The 21310-nt window shown below is 35.1% G+C and carries 21 protein-coding genes; 11 read left to right on the forward strand and 10 right to left on the reverse strand.

Annotated features, from left to right (window positions below):
* Positions 1–98 precede the first annotated feature (98 nt).
* Positions 99–707, forward strand: a complete 609-nt coding sequence (locus R3L15_RS00695) for a thioredoxin family protein (protein WP_338732636.1) — start codon at positions 99–101, stop codon at positions 705–707.
* Here R3L15_RS00695 and R3L15_RS00700 read toward each other — a convergent pair.
* The 6 genes from R3L15_RS00700 to R3L15_RS00725 form a co-directional block, all read right to left on the reverse strand.
* Complete coding sequence (locus tag R3L15_RS00700; RefSeq protein ID WP_338732637.1) at positions 691–1299, reverse strand: hypothetical protein; 609 nt, start codon at positions 1297–1299, stop codon at positions 691–693. The genes R3L15_RS00695 and R3L15_RS00700 overlap by 17 nt on opposite strands.
* A 166-nt stretch (positions 1300–1465) precedes the next feature.
* Positions 1466–2161, reverse strand: coding sequence for a tRNA pseudouridine(55) synthase TruB (gene truB / locus R3L15_RS00705; RefSeq protein ID WP_338732638.1), 696 nt, complete (start codon positions 2159–2161; stop codon positions 1466–1468).
* A gap of 2 nt (positions 2162–2163) precedes the next feature.
* A complete protein-coding gene (locus R3L15_RS00710; protein WP_338732639.1) occupies positions 2164–2958 on the reverse strand; it encodes an undecaprenyl-diphosphate phosphatase in 795 nt (264 codons plus the stop codon).
* Between the two features lie 46 nt (positions 2959–3004).
* Positions 3005–3268: a DUF3098 domain-containing protein gene (locus R3L15_RS00715; RefSeq protein WP_125466818.1), complete on the reverse strand. Its 264-nt coding sequence runs from the start codon at positions 3266–3268 to the stop codon at positions 3005–3007.
* A 2-nt stretch (positions 3269–3270) separates the two neighbouring features.
* The gene (locus R3L15_RS00720) at positions 3271–3630 is read right to left on the reverse strand and encodes a hypothetical protein (RefSeq protein WP_338732641.1); all 360 of its coding nucleotides are present in this window, start codon (positions 3628–3630) and stop codon (positions 3271–3273) included.
* A gap of 60 nt (positions 3631–3690) precedes the next feature.
* Entirely contained in the window at positions 3691–4569 is an 879-nt protein-coding gene (locus R3L15_RS00725; RefSeq protein WP_338732642.1) for a permease-like cell division protein FtsX, read from the reverse strand.
* Positions 4570–4696: 127 nt separating this feature from the next.
* Here R3L15_RS00725 and leuS point away from each other — a divergent pair, with 127 nt between their 5' ends.
* The 4 genes from leuS (at position 4697) to R3L15_RS00745 (ending at position 11973) form a co-directional block, all read left to right on the forward strand.
* Positions 4697–7528, forward strand: coding sequence for a leucine--tRNA ligase (gene leuS / locus R3L15_RS00730; protein ID WP_338732643.1), 2832 nt, complete (start codon positions 4697–4699; stop codon positions 7526–7528).
* A 137-nt stretch (positions 7529–7665) separates the two neighbouring features.
* Positions 7666–9984: a DNA topoisomerase 3 gene (locus R3L15_RS00735; protein WP_338732645.1), complete on the forward strand. Its 2319-nt coding sequence runs from the start codon at positions 7666–7668 to the stop codon at positions 9982–9984.
* Between the two features lie 115 nt (positions 9985–10099).
* Entirely contained in the window at positions 10100–11203 is a 1104-nt protein-coding gene (gene ald, locus R3L15_RS00740; RefSeq protein WP_338732647.1) for an alanine dehydrogenase, read from the forward strand.
* Positions 11204–11277: 74 nt separating this feature from the next.
* Positions 11278–11973, forward strand: a complete 696-nt coding sequence (locus R3L15_RS00745; RefSeq protein WP_338732648.1) for a zinc metallopeptidase — start codon at positions 11278–11280, stop codon at positions 11971–11973.
* 55 nt (positions 11974–12028) lie between these two features.
* On the opposite strand, the gene R3L15_RS00750 is transcribed toward R3L15_RS00745, so the two are convergent.
* Both R3L15_RS00750 and R3L15_RS00755 read right to left on the reverse strand, forming a co-directional pair.
* Positions 12029–12499 carry an Lrp/AsnC ligand binding domain-containing protein gene (locus R3L15_RS00750; RefSeq protein WP_338732650.1) on the reverse strand — a complete coding sequence of 157 codons (471 nt, stop codon included), beginning with the start codon at positions 12497–12499 and terminating at the stop codon, positions 12029–12031.
* Positions 12500–12556: 57 nt separating this feature from the next.
* On the reverse strand, positions 12557–13921 hold the full coding sequence (locus R3L15_RS00755) for a saccharopine dehydrogenase family protein (RefSeq protein ID WP_338732652.1): 1365 nt from the start codon (positions 13919–13921) through the stop codon (positions 12557–12559).
* A 78-nt stretch (positions 13922–13999) separates the two neighbouring features.
* On the opposite strand from R3L15_RS00755, the gene R3L15_RS00760 reads away from it, so the two are divergent.
* From R3L15_RS00760 to R3L15_RS00770, 3 genes are all read left to right on the forward strand, one after another.
* On the forward strand, positions 14000–14383 hold the full coding sequence (locus R3L15_RS00760; RefSeq protein ID WP_338732654.1) for a DUF423 domain-containing protein: 384 nt from the start codon (positions 14000–14002) through the stop codon (positions 14381–14383).
* A 74-nt stretch (positions 14384–14457) separates the two neighbouring features.
* On the forward strand, positions 14458–16074 hold the full coding sequence (gene pckA, locus R3L15_RS00765) for a phosphoenolpyruvate carboxykinase (ATP) (RefSeq protein WP_338732655.1): 1617 nt from the start codon (positions 14458–14460) through the stop codon (positions 16072–16074).
* Between the two features lie 169 nt (positions 16075–16243).
* Positions 16244–17194: a T9SS type A sorting domain-containing protein gene (locus tag R3L15_RS00770; protein WP_338732656.1), complete on the forward strand. Its 951-nt coding sequence runs from the start codon at positions 16244–16246 to the stop codon at positions 17192–17194.
* Positions 17195–17268: 74 nt separating this feature from the next.
* On the opposite strand, the gene R3L15_RS00775 is transcribed toward R3L15_RS00770, so the two are convergent.
* Positions 17269–18018, reverse strand: coding sequence for a uroporphyrinogen-III synthase (locus R3L15_RS00775; protein WP_338732657.1), 750 nt, complete (start codon positions 18016–18018; stop codon positions 17269–17271).
* Between the two features lie 20 nt (positions 18019–18038).
* On the reverse strand, positions 18039–18686 hold the full coding sequence (locus R3L15_RS00780) for a DUF4271 domain-containing protein (protein ID WP_338732658.1): 648 nt from the start codon (positions 18684–18686) through the stop codon (positions 18039–18041).
* A 107-nt stretch (positions 18687–18793) separates the two neighbouring features.
* Between R3L15_RS00780 and R3L15_RS00785 the strand changes: the two genes are divergently transcribed.
* The 3 genes from R3L15_RS00785 to R3L15_RS00795 are packed head-to-tail and all read left to right on the forward strand — an operon-like array spanning position 18794 to position 21310.
* A complete protein-coding gene (locus tag R3L15_RS00785) occupies positions 18794–19531 on the forward strand; it encodes a polyprenol monophosphomannose synthase (protein WP_338732660.1) in 738 nt (245 codons plus the stop codon).
* Positions 19521–20864: a dihydroorotase gene (locus R3L15_RS00790; RefSeq protein WP_338732661.1), complete on the forward strand. Its 1344-nt coding sequence runs from the start codon at positions 19521–19523 to the stop codon at positions 20862–20864. The genes R3L15_RS00785 and R3L15_RS00790 overlap by 11 nt, the downstream gene beginning before the upstream one ends.
* Positions 20861–21310, forward strand: a complete 450-nt coding sequence (locus R3L15_RS00795; RefSeq protein WP_338732663.1) for a DUF4296 domain-containing protein — start codon at positions 20861–20863, stop codon at positions 21308–21310. Before R3L15_RS00790 ends, R3L15_RS00795 begins: the two co-directional genes overlap by 4 nt.

Genomic DNA, 21310 nt, shown 5'->3' on the forward strand with positions numbered 1-21310 from the left:
GTAAGTTTCTTTAATAAAGATAGACATAGTTTATGACATAAGTCATAGAAATTAAAGATTACTGAACTTACTTTTGACTAGCATTTAAGTTAATACCCATGAAACAGATTATAGAAAATAGTTTAAAAACCAGCATGTCTTACCAAGAGTATATCAATTTGGTAGATAATTTGACGTTGACTAACTCGACAACAGGACCAGAGAAAACAGAAGCTTTGGTTAATTACACGGCTTTAAACCAAAGGCGAATGGCACGATGGAATAAAAAGTTACATCTTACCGAAAGTCAAAAAGAAACGGTTAAGGCATTTAATAATCAAGTTATTTGGTTGGTGTTAACAGAAAGTTGGTGTGGCGATGCAGCTCATATTATGCCAGTCATAAATAAGGTAGCAGAATTAAGTGATAATATAAACTTAAGAGTTGTGCTTAGAGATGAAAACCTGGAGTTAATGGATTTATTTTTAACCAATGGTGGGCGCTCAATACCTAAACTTATTATGCTAGATGCTAAATCGCACGATGTTATTGGTACATTTGGGCCAAGACCTAGTGCAGCAACACAAATGGTAAACGATTATAAGGAAACTCATGGAACGTTAACACCAGAGTTTAAAGAAGATTTACAATTGTGGTATAATAAAGATAAAGGACAAACCATTGTAAAAGATTTAATTAATCTTTTACCTGTTAATGTTTTCCTTTAAAATAAAAAGTGATGGAGCCTAATTGCGAAGACTTATTCGCATCAGGGCTAAATTTAGCTTCTTTAGCATACTCCAACGCATGTTGTTTTAAGCATTCGTTGGTACTTTTTGTTGCGCCATTAACATAGGTTTTAGTAACAAGTCCCTTACTGTTTACGGTAATATTGATAATAATTTTACCACCAGATTCGCATAAATATATAGGTGTTGGTAAAAACACATGTGTTCTGTCTTTTAACGAATAGTGCATAGAACTATTCTTATTTGCCGATTGTTCGCTTGGAGCGCTTCGATGTTTTTTTAGAACACTATTCACGCTATTGTAAGATGATAATACATCGTCATCAATACCAGATGAGGTTTCTTGTTGCGGTGTTTGCGTTGTGCTCTCTGCTAAGTTTTTAGAAGGTGTATATTCGTAATCTTTGGGAGGTTCTATAGGCTGATAGGCTTGTGCAAAACGCTTGTATTCTTGAGTTTCGTTAAAAGCTTTGTTGGTTTCTGGTGTATTGGTGTTTTCTTCTGGAGTTTGTGTTAATTCGTCTTCTTCAAAAAACTTTTCAGGGTCAATTTCATAATAACTTTCAGCCATAAGTTCGGTCTGTTTCTTTATATGAAAACTAAATAAAGAAAGCAAAACGGTACCTGAAATTAAGCAGGTAAGTAGTAAGGCCTTTTGTTTGTTATTAAAATTCAAAAAAACATCAATTTACCCTAACATAAGTAGGTGTGTGCATTCTAATATACGTAAATAATGCTTATTTGGTTGTTAACGATTCCTCAAAAGCCATAGGGGTAATGGCATTATCAACTAAAAAATCACCAATTCGAGTACGTCTTAGTGCAGAAAGATGAGCACCTGAGTTTAGCGCCTTTCCAAAATCATGAGCTAAAGAACGAATGTAAGTTCCTTTACTGCAAACTACTCTAAAGTTTATATTATTGCCATCAATATTAGTAATCTCATACTCCGAAATAGTAATTGTTCTAGGGTTTATTTTAACGTCTTTACCCTCACGAGCAAATTCGTATAAACGTTTGCCTTCTTTTTTTATAGCTGAAAAAATAGGGGGATATTGTTCAATCTCACCTACAAATTGTTTGGTAGTATCGTGAATAAGTGCTTCTGTAATATGATTGGTAGGAAACGTATTGTCTATATCGGTTTCAAGATCGTAAGATGGTGTTGTGCTTCCTAAAACAAAGGTGCCAGTATATTCTTTTTCTTGCCCCTGAAACGTGTTGATTTGTTTAGTCATCTTCCCAGTGCAAATCACCAAAAGCCCAGTTGCTAAAGGGTCTAAAGTGCCAGCGTGTCCAACTTTAATCTTTTTAATATTGCAAGTTTTTCTAATAACCCAACGTAATTTGTTTACTACTTGAAAGGAGGTCCATTCTAAGGGTTTGTCTATTAGTAAAACTTGTCCGTTTTTAAAATCTTCAGCTGTTGTCATAGTTAATTAATAAATGAAAAAAGAATAGCAATTAGTCCTACAATGGCACAATAAAGCGCAAAATAAGTCAGCTTACTTTTACGTACTAAGGCAATCATCCAAGTGCAAGCAAAAAGTCCAGAAATAAAAGCGGCAAGAAATCCAAGGCTTAATGATAATGTGTTAGCGCTATCAAAAGCAAGTTCGCCACTTAAAATGTCTTTAGCAATTTTTCCAAATATAAGCGGAACGACCATTAAAAAGGAAAATCTAGCGGCTTTAGTTTTATCGTTGCCTAATAATACAGATGTTGAAATTGTTGCTCCAGATCGGGAAATGCCAGGTAACATGGCAATAGCTTGCGAAACACCAATAATAAAGGCGTTGCTAAAGCTTACTTTTTTATTGGTGTCTTTGGCTTTATCAGCTAAGAATAATAAAATGGCGGTAACAAGTAACATAAAACCAACGAGTAGAATATTACCACCAAAAAGACTTTCTAATTGGTCTTCGAACAACACACCAATAACAACAGCAGGAATCATGGAAACAATAATTTTTAACGAAAATTGTAGGTCGTCATTCCATTTAAATTGTAAAAGTCCTTTTAAAATAAGTGCAATATCTTTTCTAAAGATAACAATGGTACTTAATGCCGTAGCAAAATGTAACACAACGGTAAAAAGTAAACTTTCTTTGGGGACAGAGTGGTCGCCAAGAATGGCTTTTCCAAGCTCTAAATGACCACTAGACGATACTGGTAAAAATTCGGTTAATCCCTGTATAATGCCTAAAATAATTGAATCGATAACATCCATAGGGCAAAAGTATCAATTCTAAAGAATGATGTTAAAAATAAAGACGTTATTTTTTCGAATCCTTATCCGGATTTAATAAAATGGCGTAAACTTCAATGCCAAACCCTATAAGGACCAACATAGGTGCTAAACGAATACGTCGCCAACTAAAAATATCGGGACTAAACACATTAGGATCTTCACTGCCGCCGCCAGACATTAAAATAAAGCCTAATGCGATAACCAAAAGCCCAATAAACATAAACTTGTAGTTTTTTCTTCCGAAGATAAAATCGTTTTTAGTAGCCTCTTTGCGTTTTTGTTCTCCCATAATTAGTCAAATTCTGTATAGATAATCTTGTTGTCTACTTGTAGCTGTGCAATATGTTCCGAAGTGCCTAACCACAATTTCGCTAAGTGCAAAGTAACAGTTTTATTTAAAACTTTAGCGTTAAGAGAATCTAAATTTAAGCCATGATCTAAACCGCGATTAATGTAGTATTTGTCTCCAGAGGCCGCTTCAAACACAATATCGTTTGATGTGCCTTTAGAAATCTTAGTGATTTTTTCGCGTTCAGTAACGCAAGAGTCGACTGTTATAGTATCATCAACAAATAAAGATTTAATAAAAATGAAGCCAAAAAAGCCTACACAAAAAAACACGATAATAAGAACAATATGACTTTTTTTCATGTAAATTAAGTTGTTAGTTAATAACGTATTAACGCTTAAACGCGGAGCCTATTGCGTGTTTTAATAGTAAAGTTGGTCGGTCTTTAAGTTTAAAAAACGTTGGGTGGCAATAAACGTGCTTATCCAAGTAATAACAATACCTAAAAGAAATATAATAGCAAACAAGCCACCTATTAAAATACGATTGCTTAAAAAGTCTAATTCAGGAAAGGTTTTATTTATATAATACAACGTAATAGCCATGCCTCCCATGGCAACAATAGCGCCAATAATACCTAAGCGAACACTTTTCCAAACAAATGGTTTGCGTATAAAACGTTTTGTAGCACCAACCATTTGCATGGTTTTTATGGTGAAACGTTTAGAGTATACCGAAAGACGTATTGAGCTATTAATTAATAGTACAGCAATAACGGTAAATACACCACTTAAAACCAAGATCCAAAAACTAATTTTTCGCACGTTGTTATTCATTAAAGTCACTAAATCACTATCATAACGCACTTCTTCAACAAAAGATTTGGTGGTGGTTTCTTCGGCAATAGACTTAAGTTGTGTTTCGGTAACAAAGTCAGCTTTTATGGTTACATCAATCGAGTTTTGTAAAGGGTTGTAGCCTAAAAACTCCATGAAGTCTTCGCCATTTTCAGCTTTCATTAATTCGGCTGCTTGATCTTTAGAAACATATTCGGTAGCTTTTACATAATCTGCCATAGCCAAACTTTTTTCTAATTGTTTCACTTCAACATCTTTGGCAGAATCTTTTAAATAAATGGTGACAACAACCTGTTCTTTAAAATGGTCGGATACTTTTTTAGCATTTAAAACCAATAAACCTAATAACCCCAATAAAAATAAAACTAAGGCAATACTTAATACAACCGAGAAGTACGACGAAATTAATCGGCGTTTCTGATACCTTTCAAAAGATGAACTCATAAAAAACTAGTTAGCGATGTAAAAATATAAAACTATTCTGTACCCTAAAGGTTTATAACGTTGAAACTTTCAACATTGTTATAATAACTGTAAATTTGCGCTTTCAAAAATGCAGAAATTCAATCGAATGACATACAATTTTAACGACATCGAAGCCAAATGGCAAAAGTATTGGGCCAAAAACCATACGTTTAAAGCCGATAACTATAGCAATAAACCTAAATATTACGTTTTGGATATGTTTCCCTATCCATCGGGAGCAGGACTGCATGTTGGGCATCCGTTAGGATATATTGCGTCCGATATTTATGCGCGTTTCAAACGCCACAAAGGGTTTAATGTATTGCATCCGCAAGGTTATGACAGCTTTGGATTGCCGGCCGAACAGTATGCTATTCAAACAGGGCAGCATCCTGCGATTACTACCGAAACCAACATTGCTACCTATCGTAAGCAACTCGATAAAATTGGCTTTTCGTTCGATTGGAACCGTGAAGTACGCACGAGTAGTCCAGCGTATTACAAATGGACACAGTGGATATTTATCCAATTATTCGAATCGTATTATTGCAACGATGCGAACCAAGCACGTCCCATTTCAGAATTAACCGACGTATTTTCTGCGGAAGGAAACGCAAACATTAATGCGGTCTGCGATGATGATGTTGAGGTGTTTTCTGCTGAAGAGTGGAATAGCTTTTCCTCTGAAGAACAACAAGATATTTTATTACAATACCGTTTAACTTATTTAGCCGAAACCGAAGTTAACTGGTGTCCTGCTTTAGGCACGGTGTTAGCAAACGACGAAATTGTAAATGGTGTATCCGAACGTGGTGGTCACCCAGTAGTACGTAAAAAAATGACCCAATGGAGTATGCGTATTTCGGCGTATGCTGAGCGTTTGCTACAAGGCTTGGAAACCATAGATTGGACCGACTCTTTAAAAGAAAGTCAACGTAATTGGATTGGAAAATCGGTTGGAGCGAGCGTCTCATTTAACGTTATTTCGAGCGAAGCGAAGCATTCTCATCAAATAGAAGTCTTCACCACACGTCCCGATACCATTTTTGGAGTCAGTTTTATGACACTCGCACCAGAACACGATTTGGTGCAAAAAATCACGACACCAGAACAAAAAGCTGAGGTCGATGCTTATATAGAAGCGACAGCAAAACGTAGCGAACGCGATCGTATGGCCGATGTGAAAACTATTTCAGGAGTGTTTACAGGAGCCTATGCCGAGCATCCATTCACTAAAGAACCAGTACCTATTTGGATTGGTGATTACGTGTTAGCAAGTTACGGTACGGGAGCAGTAATGGCTGTGCCTTGTGGCGATCAGCGTGATTACGATTTTGCAAAACATTTCAACATTGATATTCCTAATATTTTTGAAGGCGTTGATATTTCTGAAGAAGCCTTTGCCGATAAAAACAACACCATTATTGCCAATAGCGATTTCCTAAACGGAATGAATAGCAAAAAAGCGACCAAACGCGCTATTTACGAATTGGAACAAATCGGGCAAGGAAAAGGAAAAACCAACTACCGCTTGCGAGATGCGGTATTTAGTCGTCAGCGCTATTGGGGCGAACCTTTCCCCGTGTATTATGTGAATGGAAAACCACAAATGATTGCCGAAGAACATTTGCCAATCACTTTACCAGAAGTCGAAAAATACTTGCCAACCGAAACAGGTGAACCGCCATTGGGTCGCGCCGATGTTTGGGCGTGGAATCGTGAAACCGCAGAGGTTGTGGGTAACGAGCTAATAGACGACGAGACGGTTTTTCCATTAGAGCTAAATACCATGCCGGGTTGGGCAGGAAGCTCGTGGTACTTTTTCCGTTATATGGAAGTGTTGGACAAACGCGACCAAGCCTTTACCACCCAAGACGCACTTAAATATTGGGAAAATGTCGATTTGTACATTGGCGGTAGCGAACACGCCACAGGACATTTATTGTATGCCCGTTTTTGGACCAAATTTTTAAAAGATCGTGGTTTTGTTGGTGTTGATGAACCGTTTAAAAAGCTCATTAACCAAGGGATGATACTTGGGACTAGTGCTATTGTGTATCGTGTTTCGGGAGAAAACAAATATGTATCTAAGGGATTAAAGGCTGATTATGATGTAGAAGAATTGCGTATTGATGTTAATTTAGTAAATGCTTCAGATGAGGTGGATGTTGAAGGTCTAAAAGTATGGCAGCCACAGTTTGAAGATGCCGAATTTATTTTAGAAGAAGGGAAGTACATTGTAGGTCGCGAAGTCGAAAAAATGTCGAAAAGATGGTTTAATGTAGTCAACCCAGATAGCATTTGCGAGCAATATGGCGCCGATAGTTTACGCTTGTACGAAATGTTTCTTGGACCATTAGAGCAAGCCAAGCCTTGGAATACGGCTGGTATTACTGGGGTTCACGGTTTCCTTAAAAAACTATGGAAATTGTTCTACGATAACAATGGTCTTAAAGTTACCGAAACTGAGCCAACAAAAGACAACCTAAAAACGCTTCATAAAACCATAAAAAAAGTAGAAGAAGACATCGAGAATTTCTCGTTCAATACTTCGGTATCGACATTTATGATTGCGGTCAACGAACTTACAGCGCAAAAGTGTACAAGTAAAACTATTTTGGAACAGTTACTTGTTTTGATTTCACCTTATGCGCCGCACATTGCAGAGGAGTTATGGGAAACACTTGGTAATAATGAAAGTATAGCTACAGCACCGTTTCCAGAGTTTAACGAAAAGCACTTGGTAGAAAGCAGTAAAGAATACCCGATTTCGTTTAATGGTAAAATGCGTTTTAAACTCGAGCTTCCTTTGGATATGAGCAAGGACGAAATAGAAAAAACCGTATTAGAGCACGAAAAAACGCAAGAACAATTACAAGGCCGTACGCCTAAAAAAGTAATTGTGGTTCCAGGTAAAATTGTTAATGTTGTAGGATAAAAAAGCGGGAAAAATAGGTGGTCTAGAATACTGAAGAGTAGGTCTAAATGGATTCTGAAATAAATTCAGAATGACAATTCTGTTTTTTAAAAACTATCTAAAAACCTTATTTTAGAACCCTGTTTTAAACTCAATTCATGAAAGTCTGTATTGCCGAAAAACCCAGTGTTGCACGAGAAATAGCATCAGTTTTAGGAGCTAAAACTAAACACGATGGCTATTTTGAAGGCAATGGGTATGCGGTAACATACACCTTTGGGCATTTATGTACTCTTAAAGAACCTAATGACTACAAACCGTATTGGAAACGATGGGATTTAAACAATTTGCCCATGTTACCAGAAAAGTTTGAAACCAAAGTAGTCGCTAATTCTGGAGTTCAAAAGCAATTTAAGATTGTAAAAGCCTTATTTGAAAAAGCCGATCTTATTATAAACTGTGGTGATGCCGGACAAGAAGGGGAGCTCATACAACGTTGGGTGATGAACGAGGCCAACTATCAAGGCGAGGTAAAACGCCTGTGGATTTCATCGCTTACCACCGAAGCTATTAAAGAAGGTTTTGAAAACCTAAAACCAGCTTCCGATTACGATAATTTGTACTATGCAGGTTTTTCAAGAGCCATTGGCGATTGGTTGTTAGGCATAAATGCTACGCGATTATATACGTTAAAACACGGCGGTTTTAAACAGGTGTTGTCTATTGGTCGGGTACAAACACCTACTTTGGCTATGGTGGTTAATCGGTTTAAAGAGATTGAAAATTTTAAACCACAACCGTATTGGGAACTGCAAACCTTATATCGAGACACCTTATTTAGTTACGAAGAAGGCCGTTTTCTTAAAAAAGAAGATGGCGAAGCTTTGGCAAATAAAGTCAAGGAAAGTGAATTTACTATAGAAGAGATTACCAAGAAAAAAGGTAAGGAATATGCGCCTAAACTATTCGACTTAACAGGACTGCAAGTATATTGCAATACCAAATTTGGCTTATCTGCCGAAGAAACTTTAAAAATTGTACAAGGTTTGTATGAGCGTAAAGTGGTGACCTATCCTAGAGTAGATACCACCTTTTTACCTAGCGATTTGTATCCAAAAGTAGAAGGGATCCTAAAAAAACTAACTAATTACGCCAAATTAACACATCCGCTTTTAGGTAAGAAAATTAAAAAATCGTCTAAGGTCTTTAACGATAAAAAAGTAACCGATCACCATGCTATTATTCCTACAGGTATAGAAACGCAATTGGCACCAAATCAACAACAAGTGTACAATATTATTGTAAAACGTTTTATTGCTGTATTTTACGACGATTGCTCGGTGTCTAACACAACTGTTATGGGAAGTGCTGCCGAAATTATGTTTAAGGCTACGGGAAAAGAAATTCTAAAAAAAGGGTGGCGAGTTGTATTTGAAAATCCAGAGGCTAAGAAAAAAGAAACGGGCATACTACCTGCGTTTTTGAAAGGTGAAAAAGGCCCACACGAGCCATCATTCTTAGAAAAAGAAACAAAACCGCCTAGGCAATTTACCGAAGCGTCTTTGTTACGTGCCATGGAAACTGCAGGCAAGCAAGTTGATGATGATGAGCTACGAGACTTGATGAAAGAAAATGGTATTGGGCGTCCGTCAACACGAGCCAATATTATAGAAACCTTGTTTAAAAGGAAGTATATAAAACGCAATAAAAAACAAGTTTTACCTACGGTAACAGGTATTCAATTGATAGATACCATTCAAAACGATTTATTAAAATCGGCCGAATTAACAGGGTCTTGGGAAAAACAACTAAAAGATATTGAAAAAGGCACCTTTAGTGCAGCAGCATTCATAAAAAACATGAAACGTATGGTCGATGCTTTGGTGTACGAAGTACGTAGCGAAACCAAACGCGCTAATATTTCGCATGCCACGACAACAAAGCAGAGAAAGGCCAAAGCCAAAAAAATAGAAGCCGCAGGTATTTTAAACGAAGATTGTCCTAAGTGTAAGCAAGCCAAATTATTAAAAGGAAAAACGGCTTATGGGTGTAGCCGATATAATAACGGATGCGATTTTGTATTGTCTTTTAAATTCATGGGTAAAAAAGTGTCAGAAAAACAGTGGATACGTTTACTTCAAAAAGCTTCTACTATTAATTTAAAAGGGTTTAAAACCGATGACGGTAAAGTAGAAGGGCTAATTAGATTTGATGAGAATTATAACCTAAAATTAGAACCGAAAAAATCATCAAAAAACAAAAAAGAAGAAGTAAGTCCCGAAGTATTGCATTGTCCTAAATGTGAAAAAGGTACTATTTTAAAAGGAAAAACCGCTTACGGTTGTAGTAATTATAAGGCGGGTTGTAATTTTAAAGTAACGTTCGAAACAGTTAAACAAGCCATAAATGGTCAAAAACCAACCAAACAATTAGTCTATCAAATATTGAAAGATAGTATTGCGAAATCCTCAAAATAAACCACTTATATTATTAATCTCTTAAAAAGTTCAAAATACTGATTTACAGAAAGGTATTTTGAAATTTAGGTTGTATTTTTAAGTCCAATCAATAATCTTTAAACCTTCAAAAAAGATGACCATTGGAATTCCTAAAGAAATTAAAAACAACGAAAGTCGCGTTGGTATGACACCTGCGGGCGTTTTCGAACTTACAAAAAGACATCATACGGTATATGTGCAGACTACAGCTGGAGAAGGAAGTGGTTTTTCTAATTCAGATTATGAAAACGTAGGCGCAATTATTTTAGATAGCATGCAACAAGTGTATCAATCAAGCGATATGATTGTTAAAGTGAAAGAGCCTATTGAAGAGGAATACAATTTAATTCAGCCACATCAAATAGTGTTTACTTATTTTCATTTTGCATCTAGCGAAACACTTACGTTAGCCATGCTAAAAAGTAAGGCTATTTGTATCGCCTATGAAACTGTAGAGGATGAAGATGGTACCTTGCCATTACTTACACCAATGTCTGAAGTGGCAGGAAGAATGGCCATTCAACAAGGTGCCAAATATTTAGAAAAACCTATAAAAGGTCGTGGCGTATTACTTGGTGGTGTGCCGGGTGTTCCACCAGGTAAAGTATTGGTTTTAGGCGCTGGTGTAGTTGGTATTCAAGCAGCAAAAATGGCTGCCGGATTAGGGGCTCACGTGACAATTTTAGATGTTAATATGAAGCGATTACGTTATGTAAACGATGTGATGCCAAGTCATGTAGTAACTGAATTTTCAAATGAGTTTAATGTTAGGAAACACATACAAACACACGATTTAATAGTTGGTGGCGTACTTATTAAAGGAGCTAAAGCACCTAAATTAATTACAAAAGACATGTTAAAGATTATGCGACCAGGCACCGTTTTAGTTGATGTAGCAGTAGATCAAGGTGGTTGTATGGAAACCACAAAGGTTACCACTCATGAAAACCCAACGTTTATTGTAGATGATATCGTGCATTATGGTGTTGCTAATATGCCTGGCGCTGTTCCTTATACATCAACTTTGGCATTAACTAATGTAACTTTACCTTATGTGTTAAAGTTGGCTGATAAAGGTTGGAAGCAAGCTTGTCAAGATGATAAACCCCTTGCTAGAGGACTAAATATAGTTGAAGGAGAAGTAGTTTATAACGAAATTTCAGAAGCTTTTGGTTGGGAGAATACATCTGTTAACTGACAAATTTTCTTAACGTAACTTTGGCTTATTATTTGCTAATATTATTCTAAATTTACACGAGAAAATAGAATAGTATGTTTGGATATTATATATTAATAGGTGGTATTGCCTTAGTAAGTTGGTTGGTAAGTAATCAATTAAAACAAAAATTTAAAAAATACTCGCAAGTACAATTGCGTAATGGTATGAGCGGCAAAGAAATTGCCGAAAAAATGCTAGCCGATAATGGTATTTACGACGTTGAGGTAATGTCTACAGCAGGACAATTAACAGATCATTATAATCCTAAAAATAAAACGGTTAATTTAAGTGAATCGGTTTATAACCAGCGTAATGCCGCAGCCGCTGCTGTAGCAGCACATGAATGTGGTCATGCAGTGCAGCACGCGCAAGCTTATGGTGCATTACAAATGCGTTCGGCTTTGGTGCCTGTGGTAAGTGTAACTTCTGGTATGTCGCAGTGGCTGGTAATTGGTGGTTTAGTTCTTGGCGCTGCTGCTGGCATAGGCTTAGGGTTTTGGGTGGCTGTTGCGGGATTAGTCTTTATGGGCTTTGCAACACTGTTTAGCTTTATTACCTTACCTGTAGAATATGATGCGAGTAACCGCGCATTAGCTTGGTTAAAAGCAAAAAACATGGTAACTCCAGAAGAGTATAAAGGTTCGGAAGATGCTCTTAAATGGGCTGCAAGAACTTATTTAGTAGCTGCTATTGGAGCCTTAGCATCATTATTATATTGGGCGCTTCAAATTTTTGGTGGCAGAGATTAAGTTACAGTTTTTAAATAAGTAAAAAGACCTTCAAACGAAGGTCTTTTTTTATGACTCATATTTTTATTTGCCTATCAATTTGTTGTTGTAACGAAATAAATGTCTCAGTTCGCGACACACCATTAATAGATTGTATTTCTTTATTTAAAACATGCATAAGATGTTCGTTATCTTTAGCAAGCATCTTAATAAAAATACTCCAATTTCCAGTGGTGTAGTGACACTCAATAACCTCAGGAATGTTACGTAATTGTTTAACCGCTTCGGGGTTGCTTACAGCTTTGTCAAGATAAACTCCCACAAAAGCCATGGTAGTGTAACCTAATACTTTTGGATTGATAATAAATTTAGAGCCATCAATTAATCCCGATTTTTCGAGTTTTCGTAATCGTTGATGTATAGCTGCCCCAGAAATCCCAACCTGACGAGCGATTTCCAAAATAGGAGTTCGGGCATCGGCCATTAAAGCTCTTAAAATCTTTTTGTCAATACCATCTATAACTATATTTTGGTTTTTTATCTTCAAAAGGTTGAGGTTTTATAAATTCATACCAAAAATACAAAATTGGTTATAATATGAAAGCTAGATGTTTAATGGGTTATATCCTAAATAAGGCACTGTTTTATCATGAAACACGATGCCATAATCTTCAAGTTCTTTTAAAATAGGGGTATAAACCTCTTTATTAATTGGAATTTGAACGCCTGGCGTTGTAATCTTGCCGTTTAAAATGGCAAGCGTAGCCATAGCAACTGGTAAGCCAACAGTTTTTGCCATGGCTGTATATGTTTGGTCTTCGCCAATACAAACCATAGTAGAATCTATTTGATGTTTTTTGCCATCTAGCTCATACCCAAATTTATGATACATCACAATCATGTCTTTGTCGTCATGATCCAATGTCCATTTGTCCATTAATATTTTTTGAAGAATTTGCGCAGGTGTGGCTTGTTTTAAATTTACCATTTTGGTTGGGCTAAAAATATCTAACTCTTCTAGTTTGTCCCATACAATATCGTCTTGATCTATTTTAAGTTGGTGTCTAAATTTTAATTCTACCGAATCTGTTGGACTGTAAGGTAAAAAGGCATTCACAAAATCGCGATAGCTCATATTTTCACTATCGTCTATAGTGTAGCTGTCATCGGTCATGCCTAATTGGACAAACATATTCCAAGCGCGTGAAAATCCAACGCGACGCATGGTACCACGGTATAGTGTTTTAACATCTTCTAAGCCATAAGCCGATTGGTATTTTAACGAATCGCGATTAGCATAGCCTTCAAAACGGCCAAAGCTATCAACTTCTAAAAATTCTGTTCGTCTAAACAAACGGTTGTAGGGAATGTATTTATAGGTGCCTTCTTGTAAAAATTTGGCTGCGCCACCTTGACCTGCTACAACAACGTTTCTTGGGTTCCATGTAAATTTATAATTCCAAAGGTTGTTGTCGCTTTCAGGAGCAACCAATCCACCACAAAACGATTCAAACAAAATCATTTTTCCACCTTTATCACGAATGTCATCAATAATTTTCATGGCACTCATATGGTCAATGCCAGGATCGACACCAATTTCATTCATAAATACAAGTCCTTTAGCCTTAGCTTCATCGTCTAAAGCTTCCATGTCTTTACTTACATAAGATGCCGTTACCATAGGTTTATTAAACTTTAAGCAATCTTTGGCGGCTTCAACATGAAATCTTGCTGGTAGCATAGACACAACAATATCAGCATCTTTAATAGCACGTTCTCTAGAGTCTTTATTAAAAATATCTAAAGTAATGGCTTTGGTATTTGGGTGATTGTTTACAAGTTTTTTGGCATTATTAATATCAAGATCACCAACCGTAATAAATAGCTTTTCGCTGTCTGATTTATCTAAAAAATATTTGATAAGAAAAGAGGTTGATTTTCCTGAACCTATAATTAATATATTTCGCATAATTGGGTTTTGTTCTGTAATTTTGTGTTCACGAATGTAATAAATCAAACGGGTTTTAAAAATCCGAAATAGTTAAATATGAATAAATCCATTTTAGTTACAGCCGCCTTATTTGGATTGTTAGCTGTTGTATTGGGAGCATTTGCTGCTCATGGGTTACAAAAATTAGTAACTCCAGAACAAATTGATACGTTTCAAACAGGTGTAACCTACCAAATGTATCACGCCTTTTTATTACTTTTTTTAGGTGTAACGACTAAAGTTAGTGTTAAAACCAAAAGAGCCGTTTATGTACTAATATTAATTGGTGTTTTTTTCTTTTCCGGATCTATTTATGGACTAGCGACAAATAGCTTAACGGCTTTCAATTTTAAAACAATTGCCTTAATAACCCCAGTAGGAGGAACACTTCTAATTTCAGCTTGGTTTGTACTGTTAATAAACTTTTTAAAACAAAAATAGGATTAACACAGTTCTTTATATGTACGTTTTAAAATAAAGTTTTAGCTTTGCATCATCAAAACAACACAAAAATTATGGTAAACCATACGCAAACTACGAAAACGATTTCGTTAGAAGAGTACGGCATTAAAAATGCTAAAGTACGATATCAGTTGTCTGCTGATGAACTTCACAAGGAAACAATAGAAAAAGAACAAGGCGTTGAAGCTTCTTCGGGAGCCTTAGCTGTAAAAACAGGTGAGTTTACAGGACGTTCGCCAAAAGACCGTTTTATTGTAAAAGATAGTATTACTGAAGACAAAGTTTGGTGGGGCGATATTAACATCCCTTTTGATTCTGAAAAATTCGACAAATTATACAACAAAGTTGTAGATTATCTATCAGAAAAAGAAGTGTTTGTTAGAGATAGCTATGCTTGCGCCGATGATAATTACCGATTAAATATTCGCGTGATTACCGAATACCCTTGGAGCAACATGTTTGCTTACAACATGTTTTTACGTCCAACAGAAGAGGAATTAAAAGGTTTCGATCCAGAATGGACTATTGTTAATGCGCCAAGTTTTATGGCAGATCCTAAAGAAGATGGAACACGCCAACATAACTTTGCCATTTTAAACTTCACTAAAAAGATTGCTTTAATAGGCGGAACTGGTTATACAGGTGAAATTAAAAAAGGGATTTTCTCAGCCTTAAATTTCATCTTACCAGTCTTTAAAAACACATTGCCAATGCATTGTAGTGCTAATGTTGGGAAAGATGGTGATACAGCAATTTTCTTTGGACTTTCCGGAACAGGAAAAACAACCTTATCTACCGATCCTAATAGAAGTTTAATTGGAGATGATGAGCATGGTTGGACAAACGAGAATACTGTATTTAACTTTGAAGGTGGTTGTTACGCTAAGGTTATTAACTTGTCATCTGAAAAAGAACCAGAAATTTATGGTGCTATAAAAAAAGGCGCTATTTTAGAGAATGTAATTATGGATGATAACGGTAATGTCGATTTTGCCGATACATCAATTACGCAAAATACACGTGTAAGTTATCCTATTTACCATATTGAAAATATTAAACAACCATCAATAGGAAAGAATCCTAAAAATATTTTCTTCCTAACAGCCGATGCTTTTGGTGTGTTACCTCCAATTTCTAAGTTAACACCTTCGCAGGCAGCTTATCATTTTATTTCTGGATATACAGCTAAAGTTGCAGGAACAGAAGCTGGTGTTGTAGAGCCAGTACCATCATTTTCAGCTTGTTTTGGAGCGCCTTTTATGCCATTACATCCAGCTAAATATGCCGAAATGCTAAGTAAAAAGATGAAAGAAGCTGGTGTAAATGTATGGTTAGTAAATACAGGTTGGTCTGGTGGCCCTTACGGCGTAGGAAAACGTATAGAGTTAAAATATACCAGAGCTATGATTAATGCTGTGCTTAATGGCGATTTAGGCTTATATAATTACGAAGATTACCATATTCACTCGGTGTTTGGAGTAGCACAACCAAGACATTGTCCTGGTGTACCATCAGAAGTATTAAGCCCAAGAACAACTTGGAATGATGATGAAGCCTATTATAAAACAGCCTTTAAGTTATCAAATGCTTTTAGAGAGAACTTTAAACAGTTTGAAGATTATGCTAGCGAAGAAATAAGAAGAGGTGGGCCACAACGTTATAGCTTTTAATAAAGTAGCCTTTTGTTTAAGATATAAGCGACTTCCATATGGAGTCGCTTTTTTATTTTCTTCAATTTAGCTGAAATGCATTATTATTAGATGTACAGTTGTCTTATGTGTTGTATTTGAGTGTTTTATAGAGTAGCTTTATAGTCTATTAATCAATGCTAAATGTATTATGAAAAAAATTACCTTATTTTTTGCGATGATAATCGCTTTAAATTCTTATATGCTTGCTCAAACAACAGCCATTCCCGATCCAAATTTTGAACAAGCTTTAATAGATTTTAATATTGATAGCGATAACACGCTTAATGGGCAAATGCCAACAGTAGATGCTAATAGTTATACAGGAACACTATCTGTACCTAACGAAGGAATTACCGATTTAACAGGTATAGAGGACTTTACAAATATTACAGGATTAAATATTCAATATAATGCAGGTATTACATCTTTAGATGTAACATCAAATACTAATTTAACACTTTTAAATGCTGAAGGTTGTACTAGTTTATCTACTTTAAATATTGCAAACCTTACTGCTTTAGCTGATATTAATATTGCGGGTTGTCCTGTTTCTTCTTTAGATTTATCAACAAATACGGGACTTGCAATACTTAATGTTAGGTTTATGGGAATCTCTGAATTAGACTTATCCAGTAATGTGAGTTTGGTGTCTCTTGATGCTAGAAATAACTCTTTAGTCGTTATAGATATGCGAAATGGGAATAACGCAAATGTAACCAACTTCAGAGGTGATTTTAATCCAGGGCCATGTATTATGGTAGACGATGTTACAGAGCCTAATTTAACAACTTGGACTATCGATGCGAGTAGTAATTTTTATGAAAACGATATAGATTGCCCAACACTTTCTGTAGAAGAGGCTATTAAGGAAACAGCTTTTAATATATATCCTAACCCAGTAAATAATAACTTGTTTGTAACCATAGATAATGCTAAAGGAAGTGTAGCAGTTTATAATATTACAGGGAAACAAGTTTTAAGGAAGGATTTACAAAAAGGAACAAATACATTAAATATGACTCAACTGTCTTCTGGTGTATATTTGGTAAGAATACAAACAGCAGATGTAGTAGAAACCAAAAAGCTTATTGTGCAATAAAAAAAAACATAGGTTCTAAAATAAAAAAGCGTCTTGATTCAAGACGCTTTTTTATTTTATAGTAAATAAGAAGATTACTTCTTTTTATTAGCCTCTTTAATGTATTTGTCTAACGCCATGGTCATAGAAGGTGTTTCTGGTGTTGGCGCCGAAATATCAACTCTTAAACCTCGTTCTTCAACCGCTTTTATAGTCGTATTTCCAAATACAGCTATGCGTGTATTTTTTTGTTTAAAATCAGGGAAATTATGAAATAACGATTCAATCCCAGAAGGACTAAAGAATACTAAAATGTCGTAAAACACATGTTCTAAGTCGGAAAGATCGCTAATCACGGTTTTGTAAAAGGTTCCTTGCATCCAATTTACACCAAGCTCATCAAGAATTTCAGGAACTAATGGTTTAAGCTTATCTGTTGTTGGCAAAAGGAACTTTTCGTCTTTATACTTCTTAATAAGAGGCGATAATTCTGCAAAAGTTCGTTTTCCTACGTAAATTTTACGTTTTCTGTATACAACATATTTTTGTAAGTAATAAGCAACGGCTTCAGATTGGCAGAAGTATTTCATGCTATCTGGAACCTTAAAACGCATTTCATCGGCTACTCTAAAGAAATGATCTACAGCATTTCTACTAGTTAGGATAATGGCGCTATATTTACTTAAATCTATTTTTTGCTTTCTTACCTCTTTGGCAGGGACACCTTCAACGTGTATAAAAGGCCTAAAGTCTATTTTCACTTTTTGTTTCTCCTCTAAATCAAAATAGGGCGAATTTTCTATTTTAGGTTCTGGTTGAGACACTAAAATGGTTTTCACTTTCATAAATGTAGGTGGATTAAAGCTTAATAATCAATAATTGTTTTATACAAAATCAGGAATGGCCCGATTTCGAGAGTGCAAAGATACAAAATAAAATAAAACATGTTCTGTTTTATTAAATTTTGATTTGATTTATAGGATGTTACCACTCCTACAATGTTAACAAGAAGCAATATAGCAATCGCAATATAAATGGCATAAACACTAGGGGTAATGCCAAATAGTAAGATGATATTTATAGGTATTAGTAATAGCCCTAAAAAGTTTTTATAGCTAATTTTTTGAAAAAGGTAAGCATCTAAAATCTTATCAATTTCAAATAAACTAGCAATGAGTCGTTCGAGTAAGGTTTTAAAAATGAAAAAAATAGCGATACCTATAATAAGTTTTAAAACAATATTGTAACTTATCTCAAAGGTGTCGTTAACGTAATTTAGGGAAACGCAACAAAATGTTGTTAGGCCTAAAACTAGATTGGCAAATAATAACCCATCAAATAGGTCGAAAAACCGTTGTTCTTTTTCATAAACTTTTAAATAGGTCGAGTTAATAAAAACATAGGTAAAATCTTTAAAGCGTCTTTCAAAAAACACTTTAGATAAAGCTACTAAAATTAAGCCAACCACAATTAAAACAGTAAAAACATCGTATGTTACAACCTGTCGAATCATAGTGTAAAATTATTATAAAATTAGGGTTTATTTAGCCTTATTTAAGGAATAATTAAAAAAATAAATCTTTTAAAAAGATTACATTTGCCTAATCAAAGCAGGTTTTAATGAAGGAAGCCATTGTAATTATTCCAACATACAACGAAATTGAGAACATCGAGCTCATTATAAGAGCTGTGTTTTCTCAAAACGCTACCTTTCATATTTTGGTTGTAGACGATAATTCGCCAGATTTAACTGCTTTAAAAGTAAAAGAGTTACAAAGCGAATTCCCAGAACGTTTATATATACTCAACCGTAAAAAGAAAACAGGTTTAGGAACCGCTTATATAGATGGTTTTAATTGGAGTTTAGAAAAAGAATATAGTTATATTTTTGAAATGGATGCCGATTTTTCTCATAACCCTAACGATCTTGAGAAATTATATAACGCTTGTAAATATAACGGAGCAGATGTTGCCATAGGCTCACGCTATGTACAAGGCGTTAATGTAGTTAATTGGCCTATGAGTAGAGTATTACTATCTTACTTTGCCTCCAAATATGTGAGGTTAGTAACAGGTATGAAAATTCACGATACCACAGCAGGATTTGTTTGTTACAATAACAAAGTATTGCAAAGTATTAATCTTGAAAACATTGAATTTGTTGGGTATGCCTTTCAAATTGAAATGAAGTTTAAAGCCTATTTAAAAAAATTTAAAATAGTTGAAGTGCCCGTAATTTTTACCGATAGAACCCGAGGAAAATCAAAAATGAGCGGCAGTATTATTTCAGAAGCTATTTTTGGAGTCGTTAAAATGAAGTTGAAAAGTATTTTTAATAAAAAACAACATGCAGCATAGTACCTTAATAAAAAATGCTAGAATTGTTAACGAAGGAAGCATTCTAGAAGGCGATATCTTAATAGAAGGCGATAAGATAGTAAAAATAGCACCATCTATTAGTGCTAAATCGGCCGATGTAAGAGTTGTTGATGCCGAAGGAAATTACGCTATCCCAGGAGTTATAGACGATCAAGTGCATTTTAGAGAACCAGGATTAACACACAAAGCAACCATAGAAACCGAGTCTCGTGCTGCGGTAGCTGGTGGCATTACATCGTTTATTGAAATGCCTAACACGGTTCCACAAACAACAACTATAGAGAAATTAGAAGATAAATTTTCTATAGCTTCTAAAAGTTCTTACGCCAATTATTCGTTTATGTTTGGTGGTACTAACGATAATTTAGAAGAAATCCTAAAAGTTGATCCTAAAAGTGTTGCTGGATTAAAATTATTTTTAGGCTCCTCAACAGGAAATATGCTAGTTGATGACCCACAGGTTTTAGAAAAGATTTTTTCAAGTACTAACATGGTAATATCGGTGCATTGTGAAGACGAAGCCACCATTAAGAAAAACCTTGAAACTTATAAAAAGGAATATGGAGATGATATTCCTGTTAAGTTTCATCCTAAAATTAGGAGTGAAGAAGCTTGTTATTTATCCTCGTCTAAAGCAATAGAATTAGCTAAAAAAACAGGCGCAAGATTACATATATTTCATTTGTCGACAGGGAAGGAAACCAACTTATTTACAAATAAAACACCTTTAAAAGATAAGAAAATTACAGCCGAAGTTTGTATTCATCATTTATGGTTTTCAGATGAAGATTACGATGAAAAAGGGACCTTAATAAAATGGAATCCAGCGGTAAAAACAAAAACAGATAGAGAGCAACTTTGGGAAGCTTTATTGGATGACAGAATAGATGTTATAGCCACAGACCACGCACCACATACACTAGAAGAAAAGCAACATGTTTATACAAAAGCACCTTCAGGTGGGCCATTGGTGCAACACGCCCTTGTAGCTATGTTTGAAGCACATTTAAACGGGAAAATAAAAGTTGAGAAACTTGTAGAAAAAATGTGTCATAACCCAGCTATTTTATTCGATGTTGAAAAAAGAGGATATTTAAAAGAAGGCTATTTTGCAGATATTGTATTGGTAAACCCTGCAAATCCTTGGACGGTAAATAAAGATAACATTGCTTACAAATGCGGATGGTCGCCAATGGAAGGCACAACGTTTAAATCGCGAGTAACCCATACGTTTGTTAATGGTGAGTTAGCATACGAAAACTTTAAGTTTAATAATAAGAAATTTGGAAAACGCTTAACGTTTAACAGATGAAAAAAATAAGTGTATACATACTTTGTTTTATGGTTTTTTCGGCTTGTAATTATTCATACAAACCAGAAAAACCAGAAAATTTAATTGCAAAAGATAAAATGGTCGATGTCCTAATGGATATCTCTTTATTATCTTCTGCAAAGGGAGTGAACAAAAAAAAGTTAGAAAATAAAGACATACATCCCGAAACGTATATTTATAAAAAGCATCATATAGATAGCTTACAGTTTGTGGAGAGTAATGCTTACTACGCTTCTAACGGTAAGGTTTACGAAGAGATTTTAAACGCTGTAACAGATAGTTTAAAACGCCTTAAAGATAAATTTGACGATCAAGTAGAAAAAGAGGCAAAAGATAAAAGGTTTAAAGACTCCATTAAAAGAGAGGAGACAAAAAAGAAAAAATTAAAAGAGTTTAAAGCTGTTACAAGACCAGATCAAAAGTAA

The sequence above is a fragment of the Mangrovimonas cancribranchiae genome (assembly GCF_037126245.1).
Classification (GTDB): Bacteria; Bacteroidota; Bacteroidia; order Flavobacteriales; family Flavobacteriaceae; genus Mangrovimonas; species Mangrovimonas cancribranchiae.

Coding starts and splice junctions, on each gene's coding strand:
- R3L15_RS00720 (WP_338732641.1), bottom strand. CDS start 3,630: ATGAAAAAAAGTCATATTGTTCTTATTATCGTGTTTTTTTGTGTAGGC.
- R3L15_RS00710 (WP_338732639.1), bottom strand. CDS start 2,958: ATGGATGTTATCGATTCAATTATTTTAGGCATTATACAGGGATTAACC.
- truB (WP_338732638.1), bottom strand. CDS start 2,161: ATGACAACAGCTGAAGATTTTAAAAACGGACAAGTTTTACTAATAGAC.
- R3L15_RS00785 (WP_338732660.1), top strand. CDS start 18,794: ATGAAGGAAGCCATTGTAATTATTCCAACATACAACGAAATTGAGAAC.
- R3L15_RS00780 (WP_338732658.1), bottom strand. CDS start 18,686: ATGATTCGACAGGTTGTAACATACGATGTTTTTACTGTTTTAATTGTG.
- ald (WP_338732647.1), top strand. CDS start 10,100: ATGACCATTGGAATTCCTAAAGAAATTAAAAACAACGAAAGTCGCGTT.
- R3L15_RS00695 (WP_338732636.1), top strand. CDS start 99: ATGAAACAGATTATAGAAAATAGTTTAAAAACCAGCATGTCTTACCAA.
- R3L15_RS00760 (WP_338732654.1), top strand. CDS start 14,000: ATGAATAAATCCATTTTAGTTACAGCCGCCTTATTTGGATTGTTAGCT.
- R3L15_RS00745 (WP_338732648.1), top strand. CDS start 11,278: ATGTTTGGATATTATATATTAATAGGTGGTATTGCCTTAGTAAGTTGG.
- R3L15_RS00775 (WP_338732657.1), bottom strand. CDS start 18,018: ATGAAAGTGAAAACCATTTTAGTGTCTCAACCAGAACCTAAAATAGAA.
- R3L15_RS00770 (WP_338732656.1), top strand. CDS start 16,244: ATGAAAAAAATTACCTTATTTTTTGCGATGATAATCGCTTTAAATTCT.
- R3L15_RS00795 (WP_338732663.1), top strand. CDS start 20,861: ATGAAAAAAATAAGTGTATACATACTTTGTTTTATGGTTTTTTCGGCT.
- R3L15_RS00700 (WP_338732637.1), bottom strand. CDS start 1,299: ATGGCTGAAAGTTATTATGAAATTGACCCTGAAAAGTTTTTTGAAGAA.
- R3L15_RS00725 (WP_338732642.1), bottom strand. CDS start 4,569: ATGAGTTCATCTTTTGAAAGGTATCAGAAACGCCGATTAATTTCGTCG.
- R3L15_RS00735 (WP_338732645.1), top strand. CDS start 7,666: ATGAAAGTCTGTATTGCCGAAAAACCCAGTGTTGCACGAGAAATAGCA.
- R3L15_RS00790 (WP_338732661.1), top strand. CDS start 19,521: ATGCAGCATAGTACCTTAATAAAAAATGCTAGAATTGTTAACGAAGGA.
- R3L15_RS00755 (WP_338732652.1), bottom strand. CDS start 13,921: ATGCGAAATATATTAATTATAGGTTCAGGAAAATCAACCTCTTTTCTT.
- R3L15_RS00715 (WP_125466818.1), bottom strand. CDS start 3,268: ATGGGAGAACAAAAACGCAAAGAGGCTACTAAAAACGATTTTATCTTC.
- leuS (WP_338732643.1), top strand. CDS start 4,697: ATGACATACAATTTTAACGACATCGAAGCCAAATGGCAAAAGTATTGG.
- pckA (WP_338732655.1), top strand. CDS start 14,458: ATGGTAAACCATACGCAAACTACGAAAACGATTTCGTTAGAAGAGTAC.